The 19,993-nt window shown below is 50.7% G+C and carries 19 protein-coding genes and 1 other RNA gene; 11 read left to right on the top strand and 9 right to left on the bottom strand.

The annotated features are described in order from the left end of the window. The first annotated feature begins 6 nt into the window (after window positions 1-6). Window positions 7-390 (top strand): ComEA family DNA-binding protein, encoded by a 384-nt coding sequence (locus J1785_RS19320; protein WP_129952835.1) that lies wholly within the window; start codon window positions 7-9, stop codon window positions 388-390. A 118-nt stretch (window positions 391-508) separates the two neighbouring features. Next, window positions 509-910, top strand: coding sequence for a YbgC/FadM family acyl-CoA thioesterase (locus tag J1785_RS19315; RefSeq protein WP_129952834.1), 402 nt, complete (start codon window positions 509-511; stop codon window positions 908-910). 109 nt (window positions 911-1,019) lie between these two features. On the opposite strand, the gene queC is transcribed toward J1785_RS19315, so the two are convergent. Together queC and J1785_RS19305 are read right to left on the bottom strand one after the other, a co-directional pair. Next, entirely contained in the window at window positions 1,020-1,718 is a 699-nt protein-coding gene (gene queC, locus J1785_RS19310) for a 7-cyano-7-deazaguanine synthase QueC (protein ID WP_129952833.1), read from the bottom strand. A 109-nt stretch (window positions 1,719-1,827) separates the two neighbouring features. Further along, entirely contained in the window at window positions 1,828-3,540 is a 1,713-nt protein-coding gene (locus J1785_RS19305; RefSeq protein WP_217220240.1) for an SgrR family transcriptional regulator, read from the bottom strand. A gap of 193 nt (window positions 3,541-3,733) precedes the next feature. Here J1785_RS19305 and cof point away from each other — a divergent pair, with 193 nt between their 5' ends. Beyond that, window positions 3,734-4,552, top strand: a complete 819-nt coding sequence (cof, locus tag J1785_RS19300) for an HMP-PP phosphatase (protein WP_217220239.1) — start codon at window positions 3,734-3,736, stop codon at window positions 4,550-4,552. A 172-nt stretch (window positions 4,553-4,724) separates the two neighbouring features. Here cof and J1785_RS19295 read toward each other — a convergent pair whose 3' ends face one another. Further along, complete coding sequence (locus J1785_RS19295) at window positions 4,725-5,768, bottom strand: PLP-dependent cysteine synthase family protein (RefSeq protein ID WP_129952830.1); 1,044 nt, start codon at window positions 5,766-5,768, stop codon at window positions 4,725-4,727. A 120-nt stretch (window positions 5,769-5,888) separates the two neighbouring features. On the opposite strand from J1785_RS19295, the gene J1785_RS19290 reads away from it, so the two are divergent. The 5 genes from J1785_RS19290 (at window position 5,889) to amtB (ending at window position 12,101) form a co-directional block, all read left to right on the top strand. Further along, entirely contained in the window at window positions 5,889-6,344 is a 456-nt protein-coding gene (locus J1785_RS19290) for an Lrp/AsnC family transcriptional regulator (protein WP_217220238.1), read from the top strand. A 136-nt stretch (window positions 6,345-6,480) separates the two neighbouring features. Then, the gene (locus tag J1785_RS19285; RefSeq protein ID WP_217220236.1) at window positions 6,481-8,253 is read left to right on the top strand and encodes a SmdA family multidrug ABC transporter permease/ATP-binding protein; all 1,773 of its coding nucleotides are present in this window, start codon (window positions 6,481-6,483) and stop codon (window positions 8,251-8,253) included. Beyond that, window positions 8,213-10,045: a SmdB family multidrug efflux ABC transporter permease/ATP-binding protein gene (locus J1785_RS19280; protein ID WP_238483285.1), complete on the top strand. Its 1,833-nt coding sequence runs from the start codon at window positions 8,213-8,215 to the stop codon at window positions 10,043-10,045. Before J1785_RS19285 ends, J1785_RS19280 begins: the two co-directional genes overlap by 41 nt. A 342-nt stretch (window positions 10,046-10,387) precedes the next feature. Further along, entirely contained in the window at window positions 10,388-10,726 is a 339-nt protein-coding gene (gene glnK, locus J1785_RS19275) for a P-II family nitrogen regulator (RefSeq protein WP_009639071.1), read from the top strand. 85 nt (window positions 10,727-10,811) lie between these two features. Then, the gene (gene amtB / locus J1785_RS19270; RefSeq protein ID WP_015698311.1) at window positions 10,812-12,101 is read left to right on the top strand and encodes an ammonium transporter AmtB; all 1,290 of its coding nucleotides are present in this window, start codon (window positions 10,812-10,814) and stop codon (window positions 12,099-12,101) included. A 151-nt stretch (window positions 12,102-12,252) separates the two neighbouring features. On the opposite strand, the gene tesB is transcribed toward amtB, so the two are convergent. Beyond that, window positions 12,253-13,119 (bottom strand): acyl-CoA thioesterase II, encoded by an 867-nt coding sequence (gene tesB / locus J1785_RS19265; RefSeq protein ID WP_129992082.1) that lies wholly within the window; start codon window positions 13,117-13,119, stop codon window positions 12,253-12,255. 269 nt (window positions 13,120-13,388) lie between these two features. On the opposite strand from tesB, the gene J1785_RS19260 reads away from it, so the two are divergent. After that, complete coding sequence (locus J1785_RS19260) at window positions 13,389-13,970, top strand: YbaY family lipoprotein (RefSeq protein WP_129952825.1); 582 nt, start codon at window positions 13,389-13,391, stop codon at window positions 13,968-13,970. Between the two features lie 70 nt (window positions 13,971-14,040). Here the strand turns inward: J1785_RS19260 and J1785_RS19255 are convergent, their stop codons facing one another. Further along, window positions 14,041-14,349: an MGMT family protein gene (locus J1785_RS19255; protein ID WP_129952824.1), complete on the bottom strand. Its 309-nt coding sequence runs from the start codon at window positions 14,347-14,349 to the stop codon at window positions 14,041-14,043. 192 nt (window positions 14,350-14,541) lie between these two features. Here J1785_RS19255 and ffs point away from each other — a divergent pair. Next, window positions 14,542-14,638, top strand: an RNA gene (gene ffs, locus J1785_RS19250) — signal recognition particle sRNA small type. A gap of 127 nt (window positions 14,639-14,765) precedes the next feature. On the opposite strand, the gene J1785_RS19245 is transcribed toward ffs, so the two are convergent. Beyond that, a complete protein-coding gene (locus J1785_RS19245) occupies window positions 14,766-16,115 on the bottom strand; it encodes an NCS2 family permease (RefSeq protein WP_217220234.1) in 1,350 nt (449 codons plus the stop codon). A gap of 74 nt (window positions 16,116-16,189) precedes the next feature. Beyond that, window positions 16,190-17,977 carry an adenine deaminase gene (locus J1785_RS19240; protein ID WP_217220233.1) on the bottom strand — a complete coding sequence of 596 codons (1,788 nt, stop codon included), beginning with the start codon at window positions 17,975-17,977 and terminating at the stop codon, window positions 16,190-16,192. A 139-nt stretch (window positions 17,978-18,116) separates the two neighbouring features. Here J1785_RS19240 and J1785_RS19235 point away from each other — a divergent pair, with 139 nt between their 5' ends. After that, entirely contained in the window at window positions 18,117-19,073 is a 957-nt protein-coding gene (locus tag J1785_RS19235; protein ID WP_129992080.1) for a LysR family transcriptional regulator, read from the top strand. Between the two features lie 75 nt (window positions 19,074-19,148). Here the strand turns inward: J1785_RS19235 and J1785_RS19230 are convergent, their stop codons facing one another. Together J1785_RS19230 and tomB are read right to left on the bottom strand one after the other, a co-directional pair. Continuing rightward, on the bottom strand, window positions 19,149-19,352 hold the full coding sequence (locus tag J1785_RS19230; RefSeq protein WP_013576617.1) for an HHA domain-containing protein: 204 nt from the start codon (window positions 19,350-19,352) through the stop codon (window positions 19,149-19,151). A 45-nt stretch (window positions 19,353-19,397) separates the two neighbouring features. After that, window positions 19,398-19,766 (bottom strand): Hha toxicity modulator TomB, encoded by a 369-nt coding sequence (tomB, locus tag J1785_RS19225; protein WP_129952820.1) that lies wholly within the window; start codon window positions 19,764-19,766, stop codon window positions 19,398-19,400. Window positions 19,767-19,993 lie beyond the last annotated feature (227 nt).

The following is a 19,993-nucleotide window of genomic DNA, read 5'->3' as shown; positions in this document are numbered from 1 at the left end:
TACAGCATGAAAAAATTAGGCATTACCTCACTTTCGTTAGCGCTGGCGCTGGGGCTTTCTACACTGCCTGTAATGTTGCAAGCCGCTCCCAATGCGACCAGTAGCGTGGCGACCACGGCACCGGCACCGGCGACGGCAGCCAGCAAAAACACTGGCCCGCAAGTGAAAAAGGAGCAAGTAGCCGTCACCGATGAAGGTACCGTAAGCATCAACACAGCGACGGCGGAAGAATTTGCCAGCGTGATGAACGGCGTCGGTATGAAAAAGGCGCAAGCCATTGTCAGTTACCGCGAAGAGCTGGGGAAATTTACGGATATTGAACAACTGCGTGAGGTGCCGGGGATCGGCGCCGCATTGTTTGAGCGTAACAGGGACCGTCTGAAATTGTGACGGATGTCGCGGCGGTGATCCCTTAACGGTTGCCGCCGTTTTCTTCTGCTAATCTCTAAAGACATCTGACCAGTTTGGTCGTATACCTCAGACGACTATCAGGAGTTTTTTAACGATTATGCATACGTTCATTAAAGTTCGCGGTTTTCACATTGATGTTTATCAACACGTAAATAATGCGCGTTATCTGGAGTTTCTTGAAACGGCGCGCTGGGAGTGGCTCGACAATCAGTCGGGTTTCCAGTGGATGAGCCAAAACAAGATTGCTTTCATTGTGGTGAATATCAACATCAACTACCGAAAACCGGCCGTACTGGGCGACGTTCTGCGTATAGACAGCAGCTTGCAGCAACTGAACGGACGCAGCGGTGTTCTCGAGCAGGTTGTTACCTGTGAAGGTGAAGTGGTTGCGGATGCGACGCTGACGTTCGTATGTATCGATTTGCGCACGCAAAAAGCGCTGCCGCTGGAAGGGGAATTGCTCGAACGGTTACGTGAACTGGAACTGGAAAACGATTAACCTTTTCGCTTTATACATAATAACTGCCGCGCGGAAAGAACAAACAGACGGGCGGTTTGTAAGCCGCCCGTTACCGAAAGTCAGTCACTGCAACACCACAACCCTAATACTAGCGCAGCCCGGTTTTATTCTTCATGTTACTCATCACGCCCGCTTGATCCTGCATGTACTGTTGCAAGCCATTGGCGCGCAAATGGCATGCTGCACACTCACCGCAGCCATCACCGGCAATGCCGTTGTAGCAGGTTAACGTTTTATGGCGAACCAGATCCAGTTGCTGATAATAATCAGCCAGTGCCCAGGTTTCGGCTTTATTAAGCCACATTAACGGAGTCTCGAAGCGAACATCGCGTGCCAGACCCAGTGAGACGGCGGCATTCAGCGCCTTAACAAATTCATCGCGACAATCAGGATAACCGGAGAAGTCAGTTTCACACACACCGGTGATCACCGCTTCTGCCTGGATCTGATAGGCATAAATGGCTGCCAGTGTCAGAAATAGGATGTTCCGGCCGGGAACGAATGTACTCGGCAGGCCGCCGTTACTTTCATCATTAAAGTTTGGCACCGGAATATTATCGCGGGTCAGGCTGCTGACAGCCAGTTCGTTTAACAAACCGACATCCAGCAGTTTGTGGGCACGAGCGCCCAGTTCCACAGACAGTTTTTGTGCGATCTCAATTTCTGCACGATGACGCTGACCATAATCGAAAGTAACGCAGTGGACTTCGTCATATTGCTGCAGAGCCTGAATCAGGCAGGTTGTTGAATCTTGTCCGCCGCTAAAAACTACCACTGCTCTTTTCATTAAGATTACCTGTTGTTAAAACCATTATCTAAAACCTACTGCGCACCGGGCAGTAAAATTGCCCTAATGTTACTTTCCTTTCCCTTCAGAGTGTAGTGAAACAGCTCCTTCAGGTACTTTCCGTTGGCAGTGGCGGCGGAACCCATGCCTGACAAAAATCGAACCAGCCCCATGCGGTGAGTTGCACTCCGCTGATGCGCGGTGGTGCGCTGACCTGATACTGATAGTTAAACAATGGCGTGACGATGGCTGATTGCATCCACTGAAAAAAATGATCGCGCAGTTCGTCCGAGCGATGATTTTCCAGCGGAATTTGCTGGATAGCGCTAAGGCGTTGTTGCTGGCGGCCATAATCTTCTTCACGCAGAATTCCCGGCCAGAGCGGATCTTGCTGTAACCAGTTTTCCAGTGAGGCATCAGGGGATTCGCCAATCAGGCGATCACCGAGAAGCAGGTCAGCCGAGTCCAGCCGTGCATCATCTTCCCATAGTCGCCCGGCATGATACTTAATCTCCAGTGCACAACCTTCTTCCGCCAGCTTTTTCCGGAGCGCCTTCGCCACCAGCTCGAATTCAACCGGCGGGTGAAACAGTAATGTCAGTTTTGCAGGCAGCGGAACATCCACATCATCGTGCAAAGGTATTGGCCAGCCAGGCAACATTTCCTTGCTGGCTTTCACCAGATCATGATCGATAGGTAAATTATCCAGCATGCCGCTGCGCTGAATAATACGGACGATTTTACGTGCCTGAGCCTCATTTAACACGCCACGTTTAAGATTGGCAGCGATGTAGCAAAATCCCAGGCTGGTACTGCGTCTGACGGGTTTCACACGCGATAATTCATCCTGTTCCCCCAAAATGATCCGCACAGGATGCTGGCAACTGACGTTGCTCTTCTGCGCAAACAGTTGCGGCGTGATCCAAAATTCGATAGCTGCCAGATAAGGGTGCTGCAAGGCGTACAACGTATGTTGTTCCAGCCTGAGAAGTTCGGGCGAAAAGGTAGTCAGGCGAAAAGGGCCTGCACCGATATGCGGGTTATCAGGATGCGATAACAAGCAGTTCAGGTCGGCAAACCGGTGCGCCAGCCAGTAATCAGGTTTATCGAGTTCAAACTGCAGGCACAGTGCGTGCGGCTGTGACAATTTGCTCACGGATGCCAGATTATGTTTACCGCGCGGCGAATTTCTCAGTTGTTCAAAACGCGCCATCAATTGCGCCGTTTTAAGGGGTTCACCGTTATGCCAGAACAACTGGCTGCGCAGGAAAAACTGCCAGGTTTTGCCGTTATTACTGATTTGCCAGTGATGAGCAAGATCGGGCTGAGGGGTTGAATTTCCCGGAATAAAACGCGTCAGCCCTGCATGAATAGTATGGGCAAGATGCTGCTCAGCGCGACCGGTCAGAGCCAGTGGATCCAGCGGCTGGAGAGGGCGATAGTAAGGAATGCGCAGTGTGGGCGCATCCTCCTGCCATTGTCCGCCCAAATGCGGTGCGAGCAATGCATTGAGATGGCTCGGATCCAACTGACTAAGTTGCAATGCGGCCGAATGTTCGCCATTTTTCAGCAGTGCCTGCAGATAGGCTCCCCGCAGATCTTCAGGTGTTCTCAGGCAACAGAGCGAGGCGCGTTTCCCGCGGCCGGCTTGCGATTGCCAGTCAATCCAGCCCGCATCCTGAAAATGTGCCAACAGTGTACGGGTATGCCGTTCACTGCAGCAGAATACCTCTGCCAGTTCTGCCACGGTAAACTGAACCGGATGTTGTCCGGTCTTCAGGTATAAACGCTGGAACTGATTTAGCCGGTTTTGCAGGCGCACGATAAACAGGAAGCCTTATTTTTTCAGATTAAATAATCTGTTCAGCCTATCGCACCTATGATGCCCTGGCTTGCAGTGAAGAGCCAAAGTGTGAACTAAAACCGGAACAGTATTCACAAACTGTTCACTATTAGTTCCGCAAATCGCAGTCCATACTTTGACGGTGAAAATCATTCCCTTTCTGAGAGAAAATATGTTCCGTTTAGCTGCATTTGATATGGATGGCACACTGCTTTTACCTGATCACACGCTGGGCGAAAAAACGCTGGCGACGCTACGACAGCTGGCCGAAAAGCCAATAAAACTGACGTTTGCGACTGGCCGTCATTATCTCGAAATGAAAGATATTCTGGCGAATATCGGGCTTGAAGGTTTTCTGATCACCGGAAACGGCACGCGCATTCATGACTTATCCGGGCACCGGCTGCATGCCAATGACTTGTCCGAAGATTGTGCGCATGAGCTTTTACATACGCAATGGGACACGCCTGCCAGCTTGCATGTATTCCGTGATGACGGTTGGTTTACTGCTCTGGATGATCCGGATTTACTGATCCCGCATCAGTTCAGCGGCTTTCGCTACCAGTTACAGGATCTGCGTTTATTACCTGACTCCGGCAACAGCAAAGTTTGTTTCTGCGCACCGCACGAAACCCTGCTGGCGCTGGTACCGCAACTTGAAGCGCATTTCGGCCCGCGCCTTGACCTGTGTTTTTCAGCGGCAGACTGTCTGGATGTGCAGCCAGCCGGGAGCAATAAAGGCAGCGCTCTGGCGCTTCTTACTGCTGGTCTGGGTATCGATATGTCAGAATGCATGGCATTCGGCGATGCCATGAACGACAAGGAAATGCTGGAAAGTGTCGGGATGGGGCTGATCATGGGTAACGCCTTGCCTGTGCTGAAGGAACGAGCCTCTCATTTACAAATTATCGGACATTGCCGTAATCAGGCTGTGTCTCACTTTTTGCAACACTGGCTGCAGACTCCACACCTCACCTATTCCCCCGAATAATAAGGTATTGCAGCAAGCCGGGTTCACTTTAACTGTCCCGGCTTTTTTCCGTCATACTTCAAGCTGCAGAGGCGTTGGCTGCGTTTGCTCACCCGAATCACTTACTGATGTATGTTCATTGGGATTCACACATTTTCCGCCTGCCTGCAACGCGAATTATTTTTGATAAATATTAGTTAAGTCCTTCCAGTTGTGCCGCATAAACCGAAATGTCACCGATATTATTCTCTACCCAGTGATTATCAAAATAGGTATTAAGATAACGTTCGCCGCTGTCGCAAAGCAGGGTAACGATCGAACCGGTTTCGCCTTTCTCTCGCATGTGTTTTGCCAGTTGCAATACTCCCCACATATTGGTGCCTGTCGAGCCGCCGACTTTTCTCCCCAGTACCTGCTCAAGCCAGCGGACGGCAGCAATGCTTGCGGCATCAGGCACTCGCATCATGCTGTCAATGACGTCAGGAATAAATGAGGGTTCGGCACGCGGGCGCCCGATACCTTCAATGCGACTGCTGCATTGTGCATTAACGCTGGCGTCACGTTGCTGAAAATAATCGTAAAAGACAGAGTTTTCCGGATCCACCACCACCAGTTCGGTATCGTGCCCCCGATAACGGATGTAGCGGCCAAGTGTTGCGGACGTTCCGCCGGTGCCGGCGCTCATTACCAGATAACGCGGCACCGGATGTGGTTCGCAGGACATCTGACGAAAAATACTGTCTGCAATATTATTGTTGCCGCGCCAGTCAGTGGCCCGCTCCGCGTAGGTAAACTGATCCATGTAATGGCCGTTCAGTTCTTTCGCGAGCTGCTCCGAGGCAGCATAAATCTGACCGGAGTTTTCGACAAAATGACAGCGGCCGCCATAAAACTCAATTTGTTGAATTTTGCGCGGGGCGGTACAGGCGGGCATCACGGCAATAAAGGGCAGGCCCAGAAGACGCGCGAAATAGGCTTCGGAGATGGCGGTACTGCCCGAAGATGCTTCAATAATCGGTGTATTCTCGCGGATCCAGCCATTACACAGGCCATATAAAAATAATGAGCGAGCCAGACGGTGCTTCAGACTGCCGGAAGGGTGCGTGCTTTCATCTTTCAGATACAACGAAATTCCGGGAAAATCATTCAGTGCAAGACGGATTAAATGTGTGTCGGCTGAACGCTGATAATCGGCGTCGATTTCTCTGATGGCGTGATTGACCCAGGAATTACGCATGTTGCAGGCTCGTAAGTAAGTTTTGATAAGATAAAGAATAACGTAATCATTAGAGAAATAAGTTACTCTTTTTGCCATGAATACCCTTATTGAGAGAAACTATTTCTCCGGGAGAGCGAAATGATAGATAAAACTGACCGCACACTTTTATCGTTGCTACAGAAGGATTGCACCCTTTCTCTCAACACACTGGCGGAGGCCGTCAATCTCACGACCACCCCTTGCTGGAAAAGAATAAAGCGTCTTGAAGATGAAGGGATTATTTGCGGGAAAGTGGCGTTGCTCGATGGTGAGAAACTGGGGCTGAGCCTGACGGCATTTGTGCTGATTAAGACGCAGCATCACAACAGCGAGTGGTATCAGCGATTTGTTCAGCAAGTCGAAGCGTTTCCGGAGGTGCTGGGTTTTTACCGGATGGCGGGCGAATACGATTACCTGCTGCAGGTTCAGGTCTCCGATATGAAAAGCTACGATAACTTTTACAAGCGACTTGTGAATGGCATTCCAGGACTGAACGATGTGACCTCAAGTTTTGCGATGGAGCGCATAAAATCGACCACTGCATTGCCGATTTAATGCAAAAGTTGCAGTAAAAAGTTTCATCAGAAACACTTGTTAACTCTGGTATCCTTGTCGGCCTGAAGAGGAAACGGGGAGTTCGGCTGCCGGTTTAACTCAATAAAATCATTATTATTTGTATGGAAAATGCTGCGTGAGATTGTTTGCACAACTGGGCTGGTACTTCCGGCGTGAATGGCGCCGGTATCTGGGAGCCGTCGCCTTACTGGTCATTATCGCCGTTCTGCAATTACTGCCGCCAAAACTGGTGGGGGTTATTATCGATGGTGTTACGTCAAAACAAATGTCTTACAGCATGCTTTTTGCGTGGCTTGGCCTGATGCTGGGTACGGCTGTTGTGGTCTACCTGCTGCGTTATGTCTGGCGTGTGCTGCTCTTTGGCGCGTCTTATCAGCTTGCAGTTGAACTGCGGCAGGACTTTTTTCGTCAGCTGAGTCGCCAGCATCCCGCTTTTTATCTGCGCCATCGCACGGGCGATTTAATTGCACGTGCTACGAATGACGTCGACCGTGTGGTGTTCGCTGCGGGGGAGGGCGTACTGACGCTGGTGGATTCTCTGGTCATGGGGTTGGCGGTACTTATCGTTATGGCAACCCAGATCAGCTGGGAACTGACATTACTCTCGCTGGTGCCGATGCCGGTAATGGCCATCATCATCAAGCGCTATGGCGACCAACTTCATTCCCGCTTCAAGACTGCACAAGCTGCGTTTTCCTCGCTTAACGATCAGGCGCAGGAAAGCCTGACCAGTATCCGCATGATCAAAGCTTTTGGCCTGGAGAATCATCAGTCATCGCAGTTTGCTGACGTGGCTGCGGATACCGGTGCAAAAAATATGCGTGTCGCGCGCGTTGATGCCCGCTTTGATCCGACCATTTATGTTTCTATCGGCATGGCGAATCTGCTGGCCATCGGCGGCGGTAGCTGGATGGTCGTTAATGGTCACCTGACGCTGGGTGAACTCACCAGCTTTGTCATGTACCTTGGCCTGATGATCTGGCCGATGCTTGCGCTCGCCTGGATGTTTAACATCGTCGAACGTGGCAGTGCGGCCTACAGTCGTATTCGTAGCCTGTTGCAGGAAGCCCCCTCTGTTGTGGATGGCATCATCCCCCTACCGGCAGAGCGTGCGGTGCTGGAAGCACGCATCACTGATTTCCATTATCCGGAAAATAGCCACGCTGCGTTAACGTCGGTCAATTTTTCCCTGCAACCTGGGCAAATGCTGGGGCTATGCGGTCCGACAGGTTCCGGTAAAAGCACGCTGTTGGCACTCCTTCAGCGCCAGTTCGATGTCACTGACGGGGATGTGCGTTATCACGGATTATCCCTTAAAGAAATTCAGCTTGATGACTGGCGTGCCCGTCTGGCTGTTGTCAGCCAAACGCCTTTCCTGTTTTCAGACACTGTCGCGCAGAATATCGCGCTCGGAAGACCTGATGCCACGCAGGAAGAGATTGAAGAAGCCGCGCGTCTCGCCAGCGTCCATGACGATATTCTGCGATTGCCTCAGGGATATGACACTGAAGTCGGCGAGCGTGGCGTCATGCTTTCCGGTGGTCAGAAGCAGCGTATTTCGATTGCACGTGCATTGCTCCTCAAAGCTGAAATTCTGATCCTTGATGATGCTTTATCCGCCGTTGATGGCCGGACAGAGCACCAGATCCTGCACAATCTTCGCCAGTGGGGCAGTGACCGTACGGTGATCATCAGTGCTCATCGACTTTCAGCACTGACCGAAGCCAGTGAAATTTTGGTGTTCAGTCAGGGGAGTATTTCACAGCGTGGCAATCATGATCAGCTTGCTGCAGAACCCGGCTGGTACCGCGATATGTTCCGTTATCAGCAATTAGAAGCCGCGCTGGATGATGTGCCGCAGGAAAAGGAGCCGGAACGCCGTGGCTGAACAAAAAATAATTAAAATTCAGAAGCTTTGGCCAACGCTAAAGCGCCTGTTAAAATACGGAAAACCCTATACTACACCGCTGTCTTATGCGGTGCTGATGCTATGGATTGCCGCTGCAGCGGAAGTGACCGGCCCTATCTTAATCAGCTTCTTTATTGATCATTACGTGGCTAAAGGTGAGATGCCGTGGGGGAAGGTTAGTTTGCTCGCGTTAAGCTTTCTTTTCCTGCAATTCCTGGCGGCAAGCCTGCATTATTTTCAGGCACTGTTGTTCAACCGTGCTGCGGTGGGTGTCGTTCAGCGCCTGCGCACCGAAGTTATGGATGCTGCACTACGGCAGCCGCTGAGTGCATTCGATACTCAACCTGTAGGTCAGCTGATTTCCCGCGTGACAAACGACACGGAAGTTATCCGTGATTTGTATGTGACTGTGGTATCGACAGTCTTGCGCAGTATTGCCCTGATTGGGGCAATGCTGGTGGCGATGTTCAGTCTCGACTGGCGTCTGGCATCGGTGGCGATTTGTATCTTCCCGGCCGTGTTTGTTGTGATGGGGTTGTACCAGATTTACAGTACGCCGGTGGTGCGCAAAGTACGTGCTTACCTGGCGGATATTAATGATGGTTTCAATGAAGTCATCAACGGTATGAATGTCATTCAGCAGTTCCGCCAGCAGAAAAGATTCGGGGAACGGCTTGCCCGCGCCAGTCAGTCGCACTATATGGCCCGTATGCAAACGCTGCGGTTGGAAGGATTCCTGTTGCGTCCTTTGCTCAGTTTATTCTCCTCGTTAATTTTATGTGGTCTGCTCATTCTCTTTGGATTCAGCGCAGAGGGCTCTGTGGGCGTTGGTGTTTTATACGCCTTCATTAATTATCTCGGACGGCTCAACGAGCCTCTGATTGAACTGACCTCACAGCAATCGATTATGCAGCAGGCAGTGGTTGCCGGTGAGCGTATCTTTGATTTGATGGACAGGACGCAGCAGCAGTATGGACCCGATGATAAATTGCTGACCAGCGGTGAGATTGATATCAAAGACGTCAGCTTTGCTTATCTGCCGGATAAATGGGTGCTGGAAAACATTTCTTTGCACGTCCCTTCACGCGGATTTGTCGCGTTGGTCGGGCATACCGGCAGCGGTAAAAGCACGCTGGCAAATCTGCTGATGGGCTATTATCCGCTAAACAAAGGTGAGATCCGGGTTGACGGGCGTAACCTCGCCGATTTATCGCACACCAGCCTGCGTAAAGGTATTGCGATGGTGCAACAGGATCCGGTCGTTCTGGCAGAGTCCGTATTTGCCAATGTCACGTTAGGCCGTGATATTGATGAAGCACAGGTTTGGCATGCGCTGGACATTGTCCAGCTCTCACCGCTGGTGCGCGAAATGCCCGAAGGTATCAATACGCGTCTGGGAGAACAGGGCAATAATCTTTCTGTCGGGCAGAAGCAATTACTGGCGATGGCGCGCGTTTTGGTGCAGGCACCGGAAATTCTGATCCTTGACGAGGCAACGGCCAATATTGACTCCGGCACAGAGCAGGCAATTCAGCGCGCATTACGGGCTATCCGTCAGCAGACTACACTTGTGGTTATTGCACACCGGCTTTCAACGATCGTAGATGCCGATAATATTTTGGTATTGCACCGCGGACAAGCCGTTGAGCAGGGTAATCACTTGCAGCTGCTGGCAGAAAAAGGCCGGTATTATCAGATGTATCAGTTGCAACTTGCCGGGCAGCAATTGGCTTCTGCCGGACAGATTACACCCGCAACAGAAAACGCATAATCTTATGCCGGTGCCGTCTCTCCGCGGTACCGGCTATCTTTTTTCCCCGGTTTTCTTTTCCCGTTTTTAGCTTTCCCCGCACTGTATTCATGCAGGCAAAACCTTTTTATCAATCCGGATGCACTAAAAAGCAGCGATGAGCACTTAAATGGTGCGAACGCTGCTGTGCTGAATAGGATTTGGCAACTGTGCGCAGGGTCACGATTATTCTGAAAATGCCGTATTACGTGGGAATTGCATGAATCTGTGACCAATTTCAACTCTGGCACATCCTTTGCTTTATTCAATCCGTATCGGGCGTGAGTCCTCTCACGGCAGGCCCTTAATTCGAGGAGTGGCACAATGAAGCTGGTTACTGTGGTGATCAAACCTTTTAAGCTGGAAGACGTGCGTGAAGCGCTGTCTGCTGTTGGAATTCAGGGGCTGACCGTAACGGAAGTTAAAGGTTTTGGCCGTCAGAAAGGTCATGCAGAACTTTACCGTGGCGCGGAATACAGCGTGAACTTCCTACCAAAAGTAAAAATCGACATTGCTATCGCTGACGATCAGCTTGATGAAGTGATCGACGTGATCAGCAAAGCGGCCTACACCGGCAAGATCGGTGATGGCAAAATTTTCGTTGCTGAGTTGCAACGTGTTATCCGTATTCGTACCGGTGAAACCGACGAAGCAGCACTGTGATTTCAGGTTCTTTTCTCTCACACCAATCGGTTTGAGATAAATCAGATGAGAAAAAACAGTTTTGAGAAACAGGGGTGGGTTAATAATGAAAAAACTTTTATCCATGATGGGGCTTGGTGCAGTGGCTTTGCTGCCTTCGCTGGCCATGGCGGCAGCACCAGCAGCGGCAAACGGCGCTGATAATGCCTTTATGATGATTTGTACTGCGCTGGTATTGTTCATGACCGTACCTGGCGTAGCGTTGTTCTACGGCGGCTTACTGCGTTCGAAAAACGTTTTGTCCATGCTGACTCAGGTTATTGTCACCTTTGCTCTGGTCTGCGTTTTGTGGATCCTCTACGGCTACAGCCTTGCTTTCAGCGAAGGTAATGCGTTCTTCGGGGGGTTCAGCAACGTCATGATGAAAGGCATTGGACTGGATTCTGTGACGGGCACCTTCTCGCAGATGATTCATGTTGCATTCCAGTGCTCATTTGCCTGTATCACGGTGGCGCTGATCGTGGGCGGTATCGCTGAGCGTGTACGTTTTTCAGCGGTTCTGATTTTCACGGTGATCTGGCTGACTTTCTCTTACATCCCGATGGCTCATATGGTGTGGGCAGGCGGTTTCCTGGCTGCTGATGGTGCGCTGGACTTTGCCGGTGGTACTGTTGTCCACATTAACGCCGCAATTGCAGGCCTGGTGGGAGCGTATCTGCTCGGTAAACGTGCCGGTTTTGGTAAGGAAGCTTTCAAACCACACAACCTGCCAATGGTCTTCACGGGTGCCTCAATCCTCTACGTGGGCTGGTTCGGCTTCAACGCGGGTTCAGCAAGTGCCGCAAGCTCTGTTGCCGCACTGGCTTTCCTGAACACGGTAATTGCTACCGCTGGCGCAATCCTGTCCTGGACGCTGGTTGAGTGGATGGTACGTGGTAAGCCTTCACTGCTGGGCGCAAGCTCTGGTGCTATCGCGGGTCTGGTCGCTATCACGCCGGCATGTGGTACGGTGGGCGTTGGCGGTGCTTTGATCATCGGTCTGGTCGGTGGTATCACTGGCCTGTGGGGTGTGGTTACCCTGAAAAAATGGCTGCGTGTTGATGACACATGTGACGTATTCGGTGTTCACGGCGTGTGCGGTATCGTAGGTTGCCTGCTGACTGGCGTGTTCACTTCCAGTTCCCTGGGCGGCGTAGGTTATGCAGAAGGCGTGACCATGGGCCATCAGGTGTGGGTGCAGTTCTTCAGCGTATGCGTGACCTTGGTGTGGTCCGGTGTTGTGGCCTTCATCGGTTACAAAGTGGCTGATATGATTGTAGGTCTGCGTGTTCCTGAAGAGCAGGAACGTGAAGGTCTGGATGTTAACAGCCACGGTGAAAATGCTTACAACCAATAAGCCAGTAGTAATCTGATTTCAGAGAAAGTAGTGCGCTAACTCTCTCATTAAGCAGTACAGAACAATAAAATAATGATGATATGCAAAAGGGGCGATAGTGATATCGCCCCTTTTTAATGCGCCATTTTCACAGGACGTTTATTAATAAAGATTATTCAGGCTTTCGCTGACGAATAACGCCTTCCTGGACCGTAGAGGCGACCAGAACGCCATCGCGGGTATAAAACTGCCCACGCACAAAACCGCGCGCACCGGAAGCAGAAGTACTTTCAACGGCATACAGCAACCAGTCATCCATGCGGAACGGACGGTGGAACCACATCGAATGGTCGATGGTCGCGACCTGCATTCCCGGTTCAAGGAAGCCAATGCCATGAGGTTGCAGCGCCGTAGGCAGGAAATTGAAGTCAGATGCATAGCCCAGCAAATACTGATGAATTCGCAAATCATCTGGCATCTCACCGTTGGCCCGGAACCACACGGCACGGTTAGGTTCTTCGACGCTTCCTTTCAGCGGGTTATGAAACTTCACCGGACGCATTTCAATAGGCTTATGGCCGATAAATTTTTCGCGGAATTTTTCCGGTATCAGATGCGCCAGATTTTTAGCAATATCGGATTCTGATACCAGCGTTTCCGGTGGTGGTACATCCGGCATGGCGTTCTGATGCTCAAAGCCACTTTCCTGGCTCTGAAACGACGCTGTCATATAGAAAATCGGTTTTCCATGCTGTACGGCTTTTACACGGCGTGCACTGAAGCTGTTGCCATCGCGCAGGATTTCCACGTCATAGATGATGGGCTTACTGCTGTCGCCAGGGCGCAAAAAATAGCTGTGGAAAGAATGGATACCCCGCTCCGCCGGAACAGTCTGCTTGGCGGCATACAATGCCTGTCCGACCACCTGACCGCCAAAGACCTGACGTAAGCCTAAATCTTCACTTTGGCCACGGAACAACCCTTCTTCAATTTTTTCCAGATCGAGCAGATCCAGCAGATTTTTTAATGCCTGACTCATAGTGGCCTCATGAAAGTAACCAGAGAAATCGACCTCAGTTGTTCGGGGTAATGCAGGCAGGAATCTTCTGAAATACGCCTTCACCGACAGGTCTAACCTGTTAATCATAGTGGATCTTCCGTTTTGCCAGAAGATCTGTTTGGCCGTTAACAGGAAAACCTCAGATTCTTGTGCCATGATTAATAGGTAAGCTGGTTAAAGTCACTACATTCATCGTCGGCGCTTATTACGGCTTGTCGACAAGCGACTATAAAAAGGGAGTACGATCAATGAAACTTTGGCAGATAGTAGGTGGAACCGCGCTGTCTCTGACTCTTGCCGGATGTGCACAGCATCATGAGGCACCAGCGCAGCAACCTCCTGTGAATACGGCGGCCAGTCCGGTCACTCAACCTGCGATCACCGGCCCGAATGTATCGGGTAGTGTGTTCATCAATCAGCGTGTTGCTTTGCCACCGGATGCTGTCCTGACGGTGACATTGTCTGATGCTTCGGTGGCGGATGCGCCATCCCGGGTGATTTCGCAAAAAGTAGCAAGAACGCAAGGGAAACAGGCTCCGTTTACCTTCATCCTGCCATATAACCCGCAGGAAATTGCTCCTGACGCCCGTATTCTTCTGAGTGCAGCGGTAACCATCAATGGTCAGATGACCTTCATCACTGATTCCATTAAAGAAGTGATTAACCATGGTCAGGGTACACGTGCTGATCTGCAACTTGTCCCTGTTGTCGCCGTACCTGTCGCGACTAAACCGAGCACTTTGGGGCCAATGAGCAACCCGTCAAATCCGGGGCTGGGCACGTCACCCGCACCGGTAAGTTCGGCACCCGCGCAACCCATGACCTATTGATTCATGACTTGTGATGGCTAAGCACCGCTCCGGCGGTGCTTATCTGTAAGATGGTTTAGTGAACGCAACATCACCATTTCCAGCCATATTTCTCTAAATCCACTTTGCCTTGCTTAAAGGTAATGCCTTCTGCCAGCAGTGCCTGACGTTGACGCTTAAAGTCTTCGCCCTGCAGGGATATTTCGCCGTGCCGGTTAATCACCCGATGCCAGGGAAGGGTGCTGCCTTCCGGCAGCTTCTTGAGTACGCCGCCGACCTGCCGCGCTGCACGCGGTGAACCGGCCAGTTGTGCGACGTTACCGTAAGTTGTAACTTGCCCGACCGGAATGGCGGCGATAATCTGAAATACGCGCTGGCGAAAGTTATCGGGTTCCGACATGACATCCTCCTCGGTGATTTGCGCCAGTATGACGCAAAAATTAAGGCATTGTTGGCTCTGATTTAGGCATATCGTTTAAGAAAACAACGGTTGTCGGCGGTTAACTTGCTTTTGCTTCGGGCATCGCAGATAATGCCCGTCGCTTCAATTCTCTTAGCAGAGAAATGAAGCCGACAACGTCAATGGGGGCCCTGTTGGTTCTCCCGCAACGCTAACTTGTCAACTTGGTCAGGTCCGGAAGGAAGCAGCCATGGCAGGTGTCGTGTGTGCCGGGATGTAGCTGGCAGGGCCTCCACCATTTCAGGTGTCTACCGATTCTTCTTATCTTCCTCATTTCTTCTTAAACATCCGTAAAGCCAGGCTGCGCCCGTAAAAAAGGGCACGTTTTCACGCACCCTCTGTTTGATTCGTTAGGGTCAGTGATGTACCAGCGTCGCAAAATAATAGACCAGCGGGATCGCCAGAATATAAAGGCTCATCGGTACCTCACGTGCCTTGCCGGCAACGACCTTAATGCTGACGTAAAACAGCAATCCGCCGGCGATACCTGTACCGAAGCTGTTGGAAATCAGCGTAATCATCACCATCATCAGTACTGGCAGCGCGTCGGTAAAATTCGCTAAGTCCACTTTTCGTAAATTACTGAACATGTTCAGGCCAATCAGAATCAGCGCCGGAGCGGTCGCCTCTTTCGGGATCATCAGCGCAATGGGGGTAAATAACAGCATCAGCAGAAACATCATGGCTGCAGCCAGCGCGGTCAGGCCAGTTTTTCCGCCTGCTTCAGCCGCTGCAGAGGACTCGATCAGTGCGGTGGCGGCAGGAATACCGACGATCGGGCCCAGCGCCGCCGCAATGGAATCCACCATGAAAGGCCGGTTGATATGTTTCATATTGCCGCGCTCATCGAGCAACCCGGCTTCACCGCCAACAGCCAGTGTGGTGCCCATTGTCGAGAAGAATTCTGAGGCGAAAAAGATAAACAGGAATGGCAGGAAGGCGATGTTGATGGCACCGGTAAGATCGACTTTGCCCAGCAGCGGAGCCACAGAATGTGGTACAGAGATCCATTGTTCAGGTAAATGTGTTACACCAAACGGTATGCCAGCCACCGTCGCCAGCAAAATGGCCCACAAAATAGCACCGGGTACTTTTCGGGCCTGTAAGCCCACGGCGACCAGCAGACCAAGAAGCGCGATTAAGGCACCCGGCGCGGTAAAATCTCCTAAAGCCAGTGCATGCGTTTTGGCATTTGCCATGACCAGTCCGGCATTGCGGAAGCCGAGCAGGGCGACAAAAATGCCAATAGAAGCGGTCAGTCCAAGTTTGATCGACTGCGGAACAGAACGGGTGACCACTTCACGCAAACCAAACACTGTCATCACGAAAAATAAAACCCCCGACCAGCATGCAATACCCAGTGCGACGGGCCAGGTAATGCCGTCGCCCGCCAGCGTAATACCGACCAGTACCGAGCCGCCAATGCCTGGCCCGACCATAAAAGGCAGGTTGGCGTAAAAGGCCATCAGCAGAGAACCCAGCACAAACACCAGGATCACACCGGTGGTGGCTGCACCTTTATCCATACCGCTGACCGCCAGTAAGCCTGGGATCACCACCAGTAAATACGCTGCCGCCAGGAAACCGGTGATACCTGCCAGACATTCCGTTTTAATTTTGGTCCCGCGCTGACGCAGATGGAAACGGCGTTGTAACCAGCTTTCGTCAGATGAGACGGTAACATTTTTCACAGAACTTTCGGACATGCTTAAATACCCCTGAAAACAATTATTTATATTATTGTGTTTGCTGTCTTTTTGACGTGTAGTGGTTTTCTGCTTCAGATTTCTTCTGGCCAGATTTCCAGAACCGGATCGACGATTTCACGTAATCCGCCATCTGTAAGTCCTAAATCGGTCAGATGCGGGCCGGCATTACAGGCGAGACATGTCCCTTCGATGGCTTTGAAAACGCGATAAGGGGGTTCCCAGTCGGCGACCTGTGCGCTGAGGTCGCGCAGGTTTTTAAACTGCTTCGCTAATTCTGGAGCCGGTAAATCAGACAGCATGCCGCCAATCGGCATATCGATGCTTGCCAGTAATTTCCCATGCTGACTGAGGGCCATACCGCCTCCGCTGGCAACCAGTTGATTGGCTGCTACCACCATATCAGCAGGATTCCGGCCGATAACCACCAGATTATGGGAGTCATGCGAGTAAGAAGTTGCAATGGCGCCGCGCAAAGCTCCCCAGCCTTCGAGTAATGCCATTTTCGGTGTGGCCTCGTGGCGGCCATGCCGGTGCTGTACCCAAATCAGGCTGAAATCGTCGGGTATCTGCACGACACCGTTCCTCACATTCACGGTCACTTCACTCCATTGTGTAAAGCGCGCGCCTTTAATATTGCGCAGACGCGCTTTACCGTTGTTCAGACCCGGAATTTTCAGTTGGAAATCATCGGCGCTTAAGGCACTTAGCCGCATAGTATTGCGCGGAGGTGTCACGTCGCGGGCTGCCGAAGGGGTAGATAACAGTTTGCCTTGTCTGGCAACGCAGCTACCCGCAACGTACACCGCGCACGGATGCAGAGTATCCAGCGAATCAAACGCGATAATATCTGCCGTACGCCCTGCGGCAATAAGGCCTAAATCTGAACGTTGCATGCGGATCGCTGCATTGAATGTTGCCATCCTCAGTACATCTTCCGCACGTAACCCGTGTGAAATCAGAAGCCTGATTAAGGCAATCAGCCCGCCTTTTTCCAGCAAGTGATCGGGTGGAACATCATCAGTACACAGTGTTATCTGCGATGAAAGGTGGGGAAGTGCCAGCAAAGCTGCGGCGATATCGGGCAGAAGATAAGGATGTGAGCCGCGAATTTGCAGCGTCAGGCCAGCACGCAGCTTTTCCAGCGCATCTTCAGCTGAAGTCAGTTCATGATCGGATGTCACACCCGCAGCCAGATACGCCTGTAATTGTTCGTCTTTAAGGCCGCGGGCGTGTCCTTCAATGAGTTTCCCACTGTTTAATCCCGCCTCAAGAATTTCCAGCATTCGCTCGCTGCCATTGAGCACGCCATACATATCCATCACTTCGGCCACACCGGCAATTTCCGGCCAGCTAAGCATTGTCTGCATTTCCTGGCCTCTGAAATCTGCACCGGACATCTCTAAGCCCGGCGTTGACGGCACGCTGGAGGGCGCAGCACATATCACACGTAATGGCAGATTACGGCTGGACCGGACGGCGTACTGTACACCGGCAACACCCAGTACATTCGCCAGTTCATGCGGATCCCAAAACACTGTTGTTGTGCCCTGAGCAACGACGATTTCTGCATACTTTTCCGGTGGTAAATGAGAGCTTTCGATGTGAACATGCGTATCGATAAGGCCGGGGGAGAGATAATTTCCTGATAAATCATCGACATTTTCAGTCTGCGAGAATTTCCCCCGCGGATGGACGCTGGCAATCATATTTCCGGTGATACCGACATCGGCTTCGCGGATCTCTCCTGTGACCATGTCGATGACTTGGGCGTTAATCAGCAGGCGGTCAAAAGGGATCTTCCCCAGTGCAGCGTTTATTGCCCTCTGTCGCAGAGGGCGGGAGGCGGTGCTGTCGGTCATATCAGTTTCCGGATTTAAACAAGATGAAGTTAATGTAGGGAGCGGCAGGGGCTTTGCACAGATGAATTATTTTATCCGTTTATAAGATGCGGTTATGCTGAGCAAACGTTTCCTATTTTTAGCGGAAGAGCTGCTCATTATGTCTGAACCCTGGCGCCGGTTGCCGGCCCTTTCCCTCAAGCAAATTCAATACTTTGTGACGCTGGCGCAACTGCGCAGTTTCACCGATACGGCAAATCGTCTGGCGATAAGTCAGCCCGCACTGAGCAGCGCGCTTCGTCAAATTGAATCCGTATTAGGCGGGAAATTACTTAACCGGACGGCACAAGGTGTGAGTCTGACAGAGCAGGGGGAAGCCGTTTTGCCTTATGCAGAACGCTTATTGAATACTGCACTTAGCGTTTTCGACGATATGCAGCAAATTATGCTTCAGGGCGGGGATGGCACTTTACGCATAGGATTAGTGCCTTCGGTCAGCACGTTATTATTTCCGGTCGTTCCGCAATTACTGGCAGAATATTTCCCTGATATGCGTGTTGAATTCCATGACCTCACAAACGACGCACTATTGCTGGAACTGGAGAACGGCTCGGTGGATTTTGGTATCGGTGCAACCGACAGTACCGTGCCGGAATCCCTGGCAGTCTACCCATTGCTGGAAGATCCTTTTGTGGCCGTTATCAGACGAGATGATCCGCTTTCTCAAGGCCACAATATTCCCTGGCGGCAACTGCTGAAAAGAGATATTGCATTGTTTTCAAAGGGGAATGTCAGCAGGCTGGTGACATCACTGAGTGAGAGCCATCGTCTGAATTTACGGGTCAGTTATCGCGTGGATTTTCAGGAGACATTATATGGGCTGGTTCGTTCGCGTCTGGCATTAGCAATATTACCAGAGTTATATACTGCAACACTCAACGATAATGAATTAACGGTGATTCACTTGCAGCAACCCACATTAAGCAGAACGGTGGCAATGATGCGTAAACCTGCACCATTACGTTCACCCAAAACAGAAGAATGTTTTCAGTTTCTATTACGGACATTTCATCGTCAGATCAACGAGAAAGCGGAACACCTTAACCCGCAGATATAGTTAAAGAATATTAACGTTATTTTGGTTAAATATTAAGCGGCCAGGCCGGAAGATATTACGGCCTGGCGTTATAGATCAGCGTACAAATTTCCAGACTGATACCGGAATTTTATCGTACAGTTTGTTCATCGTTAGCTCCGCTAAACGATGGTCAGCTGCCGAGTAAAACAATTCCAGTTCGTCGTCGGAAAGTTCATACTTATTTTTCTCAATAACACGTTCGAGTGTATCGATTGTGGTGCATTTTCTTAAACGCATCAAATAGTCGATTTTGTTCATCTTAGCCTTTTGATTTTTATCTGATGACTGCATATAAATTATTACTCAAGTCTTCATTAGGGTACAGATGTAGTCCCCTGAGAACATTCTGAATAAGCGCTTCTTGGTCTTTTGCCATTGACGCAAATCAGAATCGTTAATTCCATAATTGCTGAACAGGGTGTAGGTATCATCCAGATACTCTTCAACCAGATCACTTAAATGGTTATCAGCCGGATACTTAATTTTAAAACTCATCACAAAGGATGCAATGTGCTCAATCAGTTCATTGAGCTGTAGGTTAACGGCCGAAGTCGGATCATTAACCCAGCCATGATGGCTGTCACCCAGTGTTGCAATCCCTTCATCGTACAGCATTTCATTCAGGTAGCGTAACTGAGCGATATCGTGCCGCTTAGGCGAGTACTCATCCATATCATCCCCTCCGTAATGGTTTATTCGGTGTTGATAACACTCTGTGAGTAAACAACAAAACTTAATGGCTTACAGGAAACGGCTCTCACTAAAAACGCTATGAACTGGCTTAAACATCAAAGACAATCACAATGAGCTGTCTTCGGGATGAGGTTTAAAGGATTTTATTATATAGCCGGTATTTTAAATATAATTCATTTTTAGAAAGCTGTGCAAACGTATTACTC

It is taken from the genome of Rahnella perminowiae (assembly GCF_019049755.1).
Taxonomy (GTDB): domain Bacteria; phylum Pseudomonadota; class Gammaproteobacteria; order Enterobacterales; family Enterobacteriaceae; genus Rahnella; species Rahnella perminowiae.
The sequence above is the reverse complement of the archived record's forward strand: the minus strand, read 5'-3'. Positions and strand labels throughout refer to the sequence as shown.

Bases quoted from the DNA above. Each gene is read 5' to 3' on its own strand.
- J1785_RS19320 (WP_129952835.1), top strand. From the start codon at position 7: ATGAAAAAATTAGGCATTACCTCACTTTCGTTAGCGCTGGCGCTGGGG.
- J1785_RS19315 (WP_129952834.1), top strand. From the start codon at position 509: ATGCATACGTTCATTAAAGTTCGCGGTTTTCACATTGATGTTTATCAA.
- queC (WP_129952833.1), bottom strand. From the start codon at position 1,718: ATGAAAAGAGCAGTGGTAGTTTTTAGCGGCGGACAAGATTCAACAACC.
- cof (WP_217220239.1), top strand. From the start codon at position 3,734: ATGTTCCGTTTAGCTGCATTTGATATGGATGGCACACTGCTTTTACCT.
- J1785_RS19295 (WP_129952830.1), bottom strand. From the start codon at position 5,768: ATGCGTAATTCCTGGGTCAATCACGCCATCAGAGAAATCGACGCCGAT.
- J1785_RS19290 (WP_217220238.1), top strand. From the start codon at position 5,889: ATGATAGATAAAACTGACCGCACACTTTTATCGTTGCTACAGAAGGAT.
- J1785_RS19280 (WP_238483285.1), top strand. From the start codon at position 8,213: ATGATGTGCCGCAGGAAAAGGAGCCGGAACGCCGTGGCTGAACAAAAA.
- glnK (WP_009639071.1), top strand. From the start codon at position 10,388: ATGAAGCTGGTTACTGTGGTGATCAAACCTTTTAAGCTGGAAGACGTG.
- amtB (WP_015698311.1), top strand. From the start codon at position 10,812: ATGAAAAAACTTTTATCCATGATGGGGCTTGGTGCAGTGGCTTTGCTG.
- tesB (WP_129992082.1), bottom strand. From the start codon at position 13,119: ATGAGTCAGGCATTAAAAAATCTGCTGGATCTGCTCGATCTGGAAAAA.
- J1785_RS19260 (WP_129952825.1), top strand. From the start codon at position 13,389: ATGAAACTTTGGCAGATAGTAGGTGGAACCGCGCTGTCTCTGACTCTT.
- J1785_RS19255 (WP_129952824.1), bottom strand. From the start codon at position 14,349: ATGTCGGAACCCGATAACTTTCGCCAGCGCGTATTTCAGATTATCGCC.
- J1785_RS19245 (WP_217220234.1), bottom strand. From the start codon at position 16,115: ATGTCCGAAAGTTCTGTGAAAAATGTTACCGTCTCATCTGACGAAAGC.
- J1785_RS19240 (WP_217220233.1), bottom strand. From the start codon at position 17,977: ATGACCGACAGCACCGCCTCCCGCCCTCTGCGACAGAGGGCAATAAAC.
- J1785_RS19235 (WP_129992080.1), top strand. From the start codon at position 18,117: ATGTCTGAACCCTGGCGCCGGTTGCCGGCCCTTTCCCTCAAGCAAATT.
- J1785_RS19230 (WP_013576617.1), bottom strand. From the start codon at position 19,352: ATGAACAAAATCGACTATTTGATGCGTTTAAGAAAATGCACCACAATC.
- tomB (WP_129952820.1), bottom strand. From the start codon at position 19,766: ATGGATGAGTACTCGCCTAAGCGGCACGATATCGCTCAGTTACGCTAC.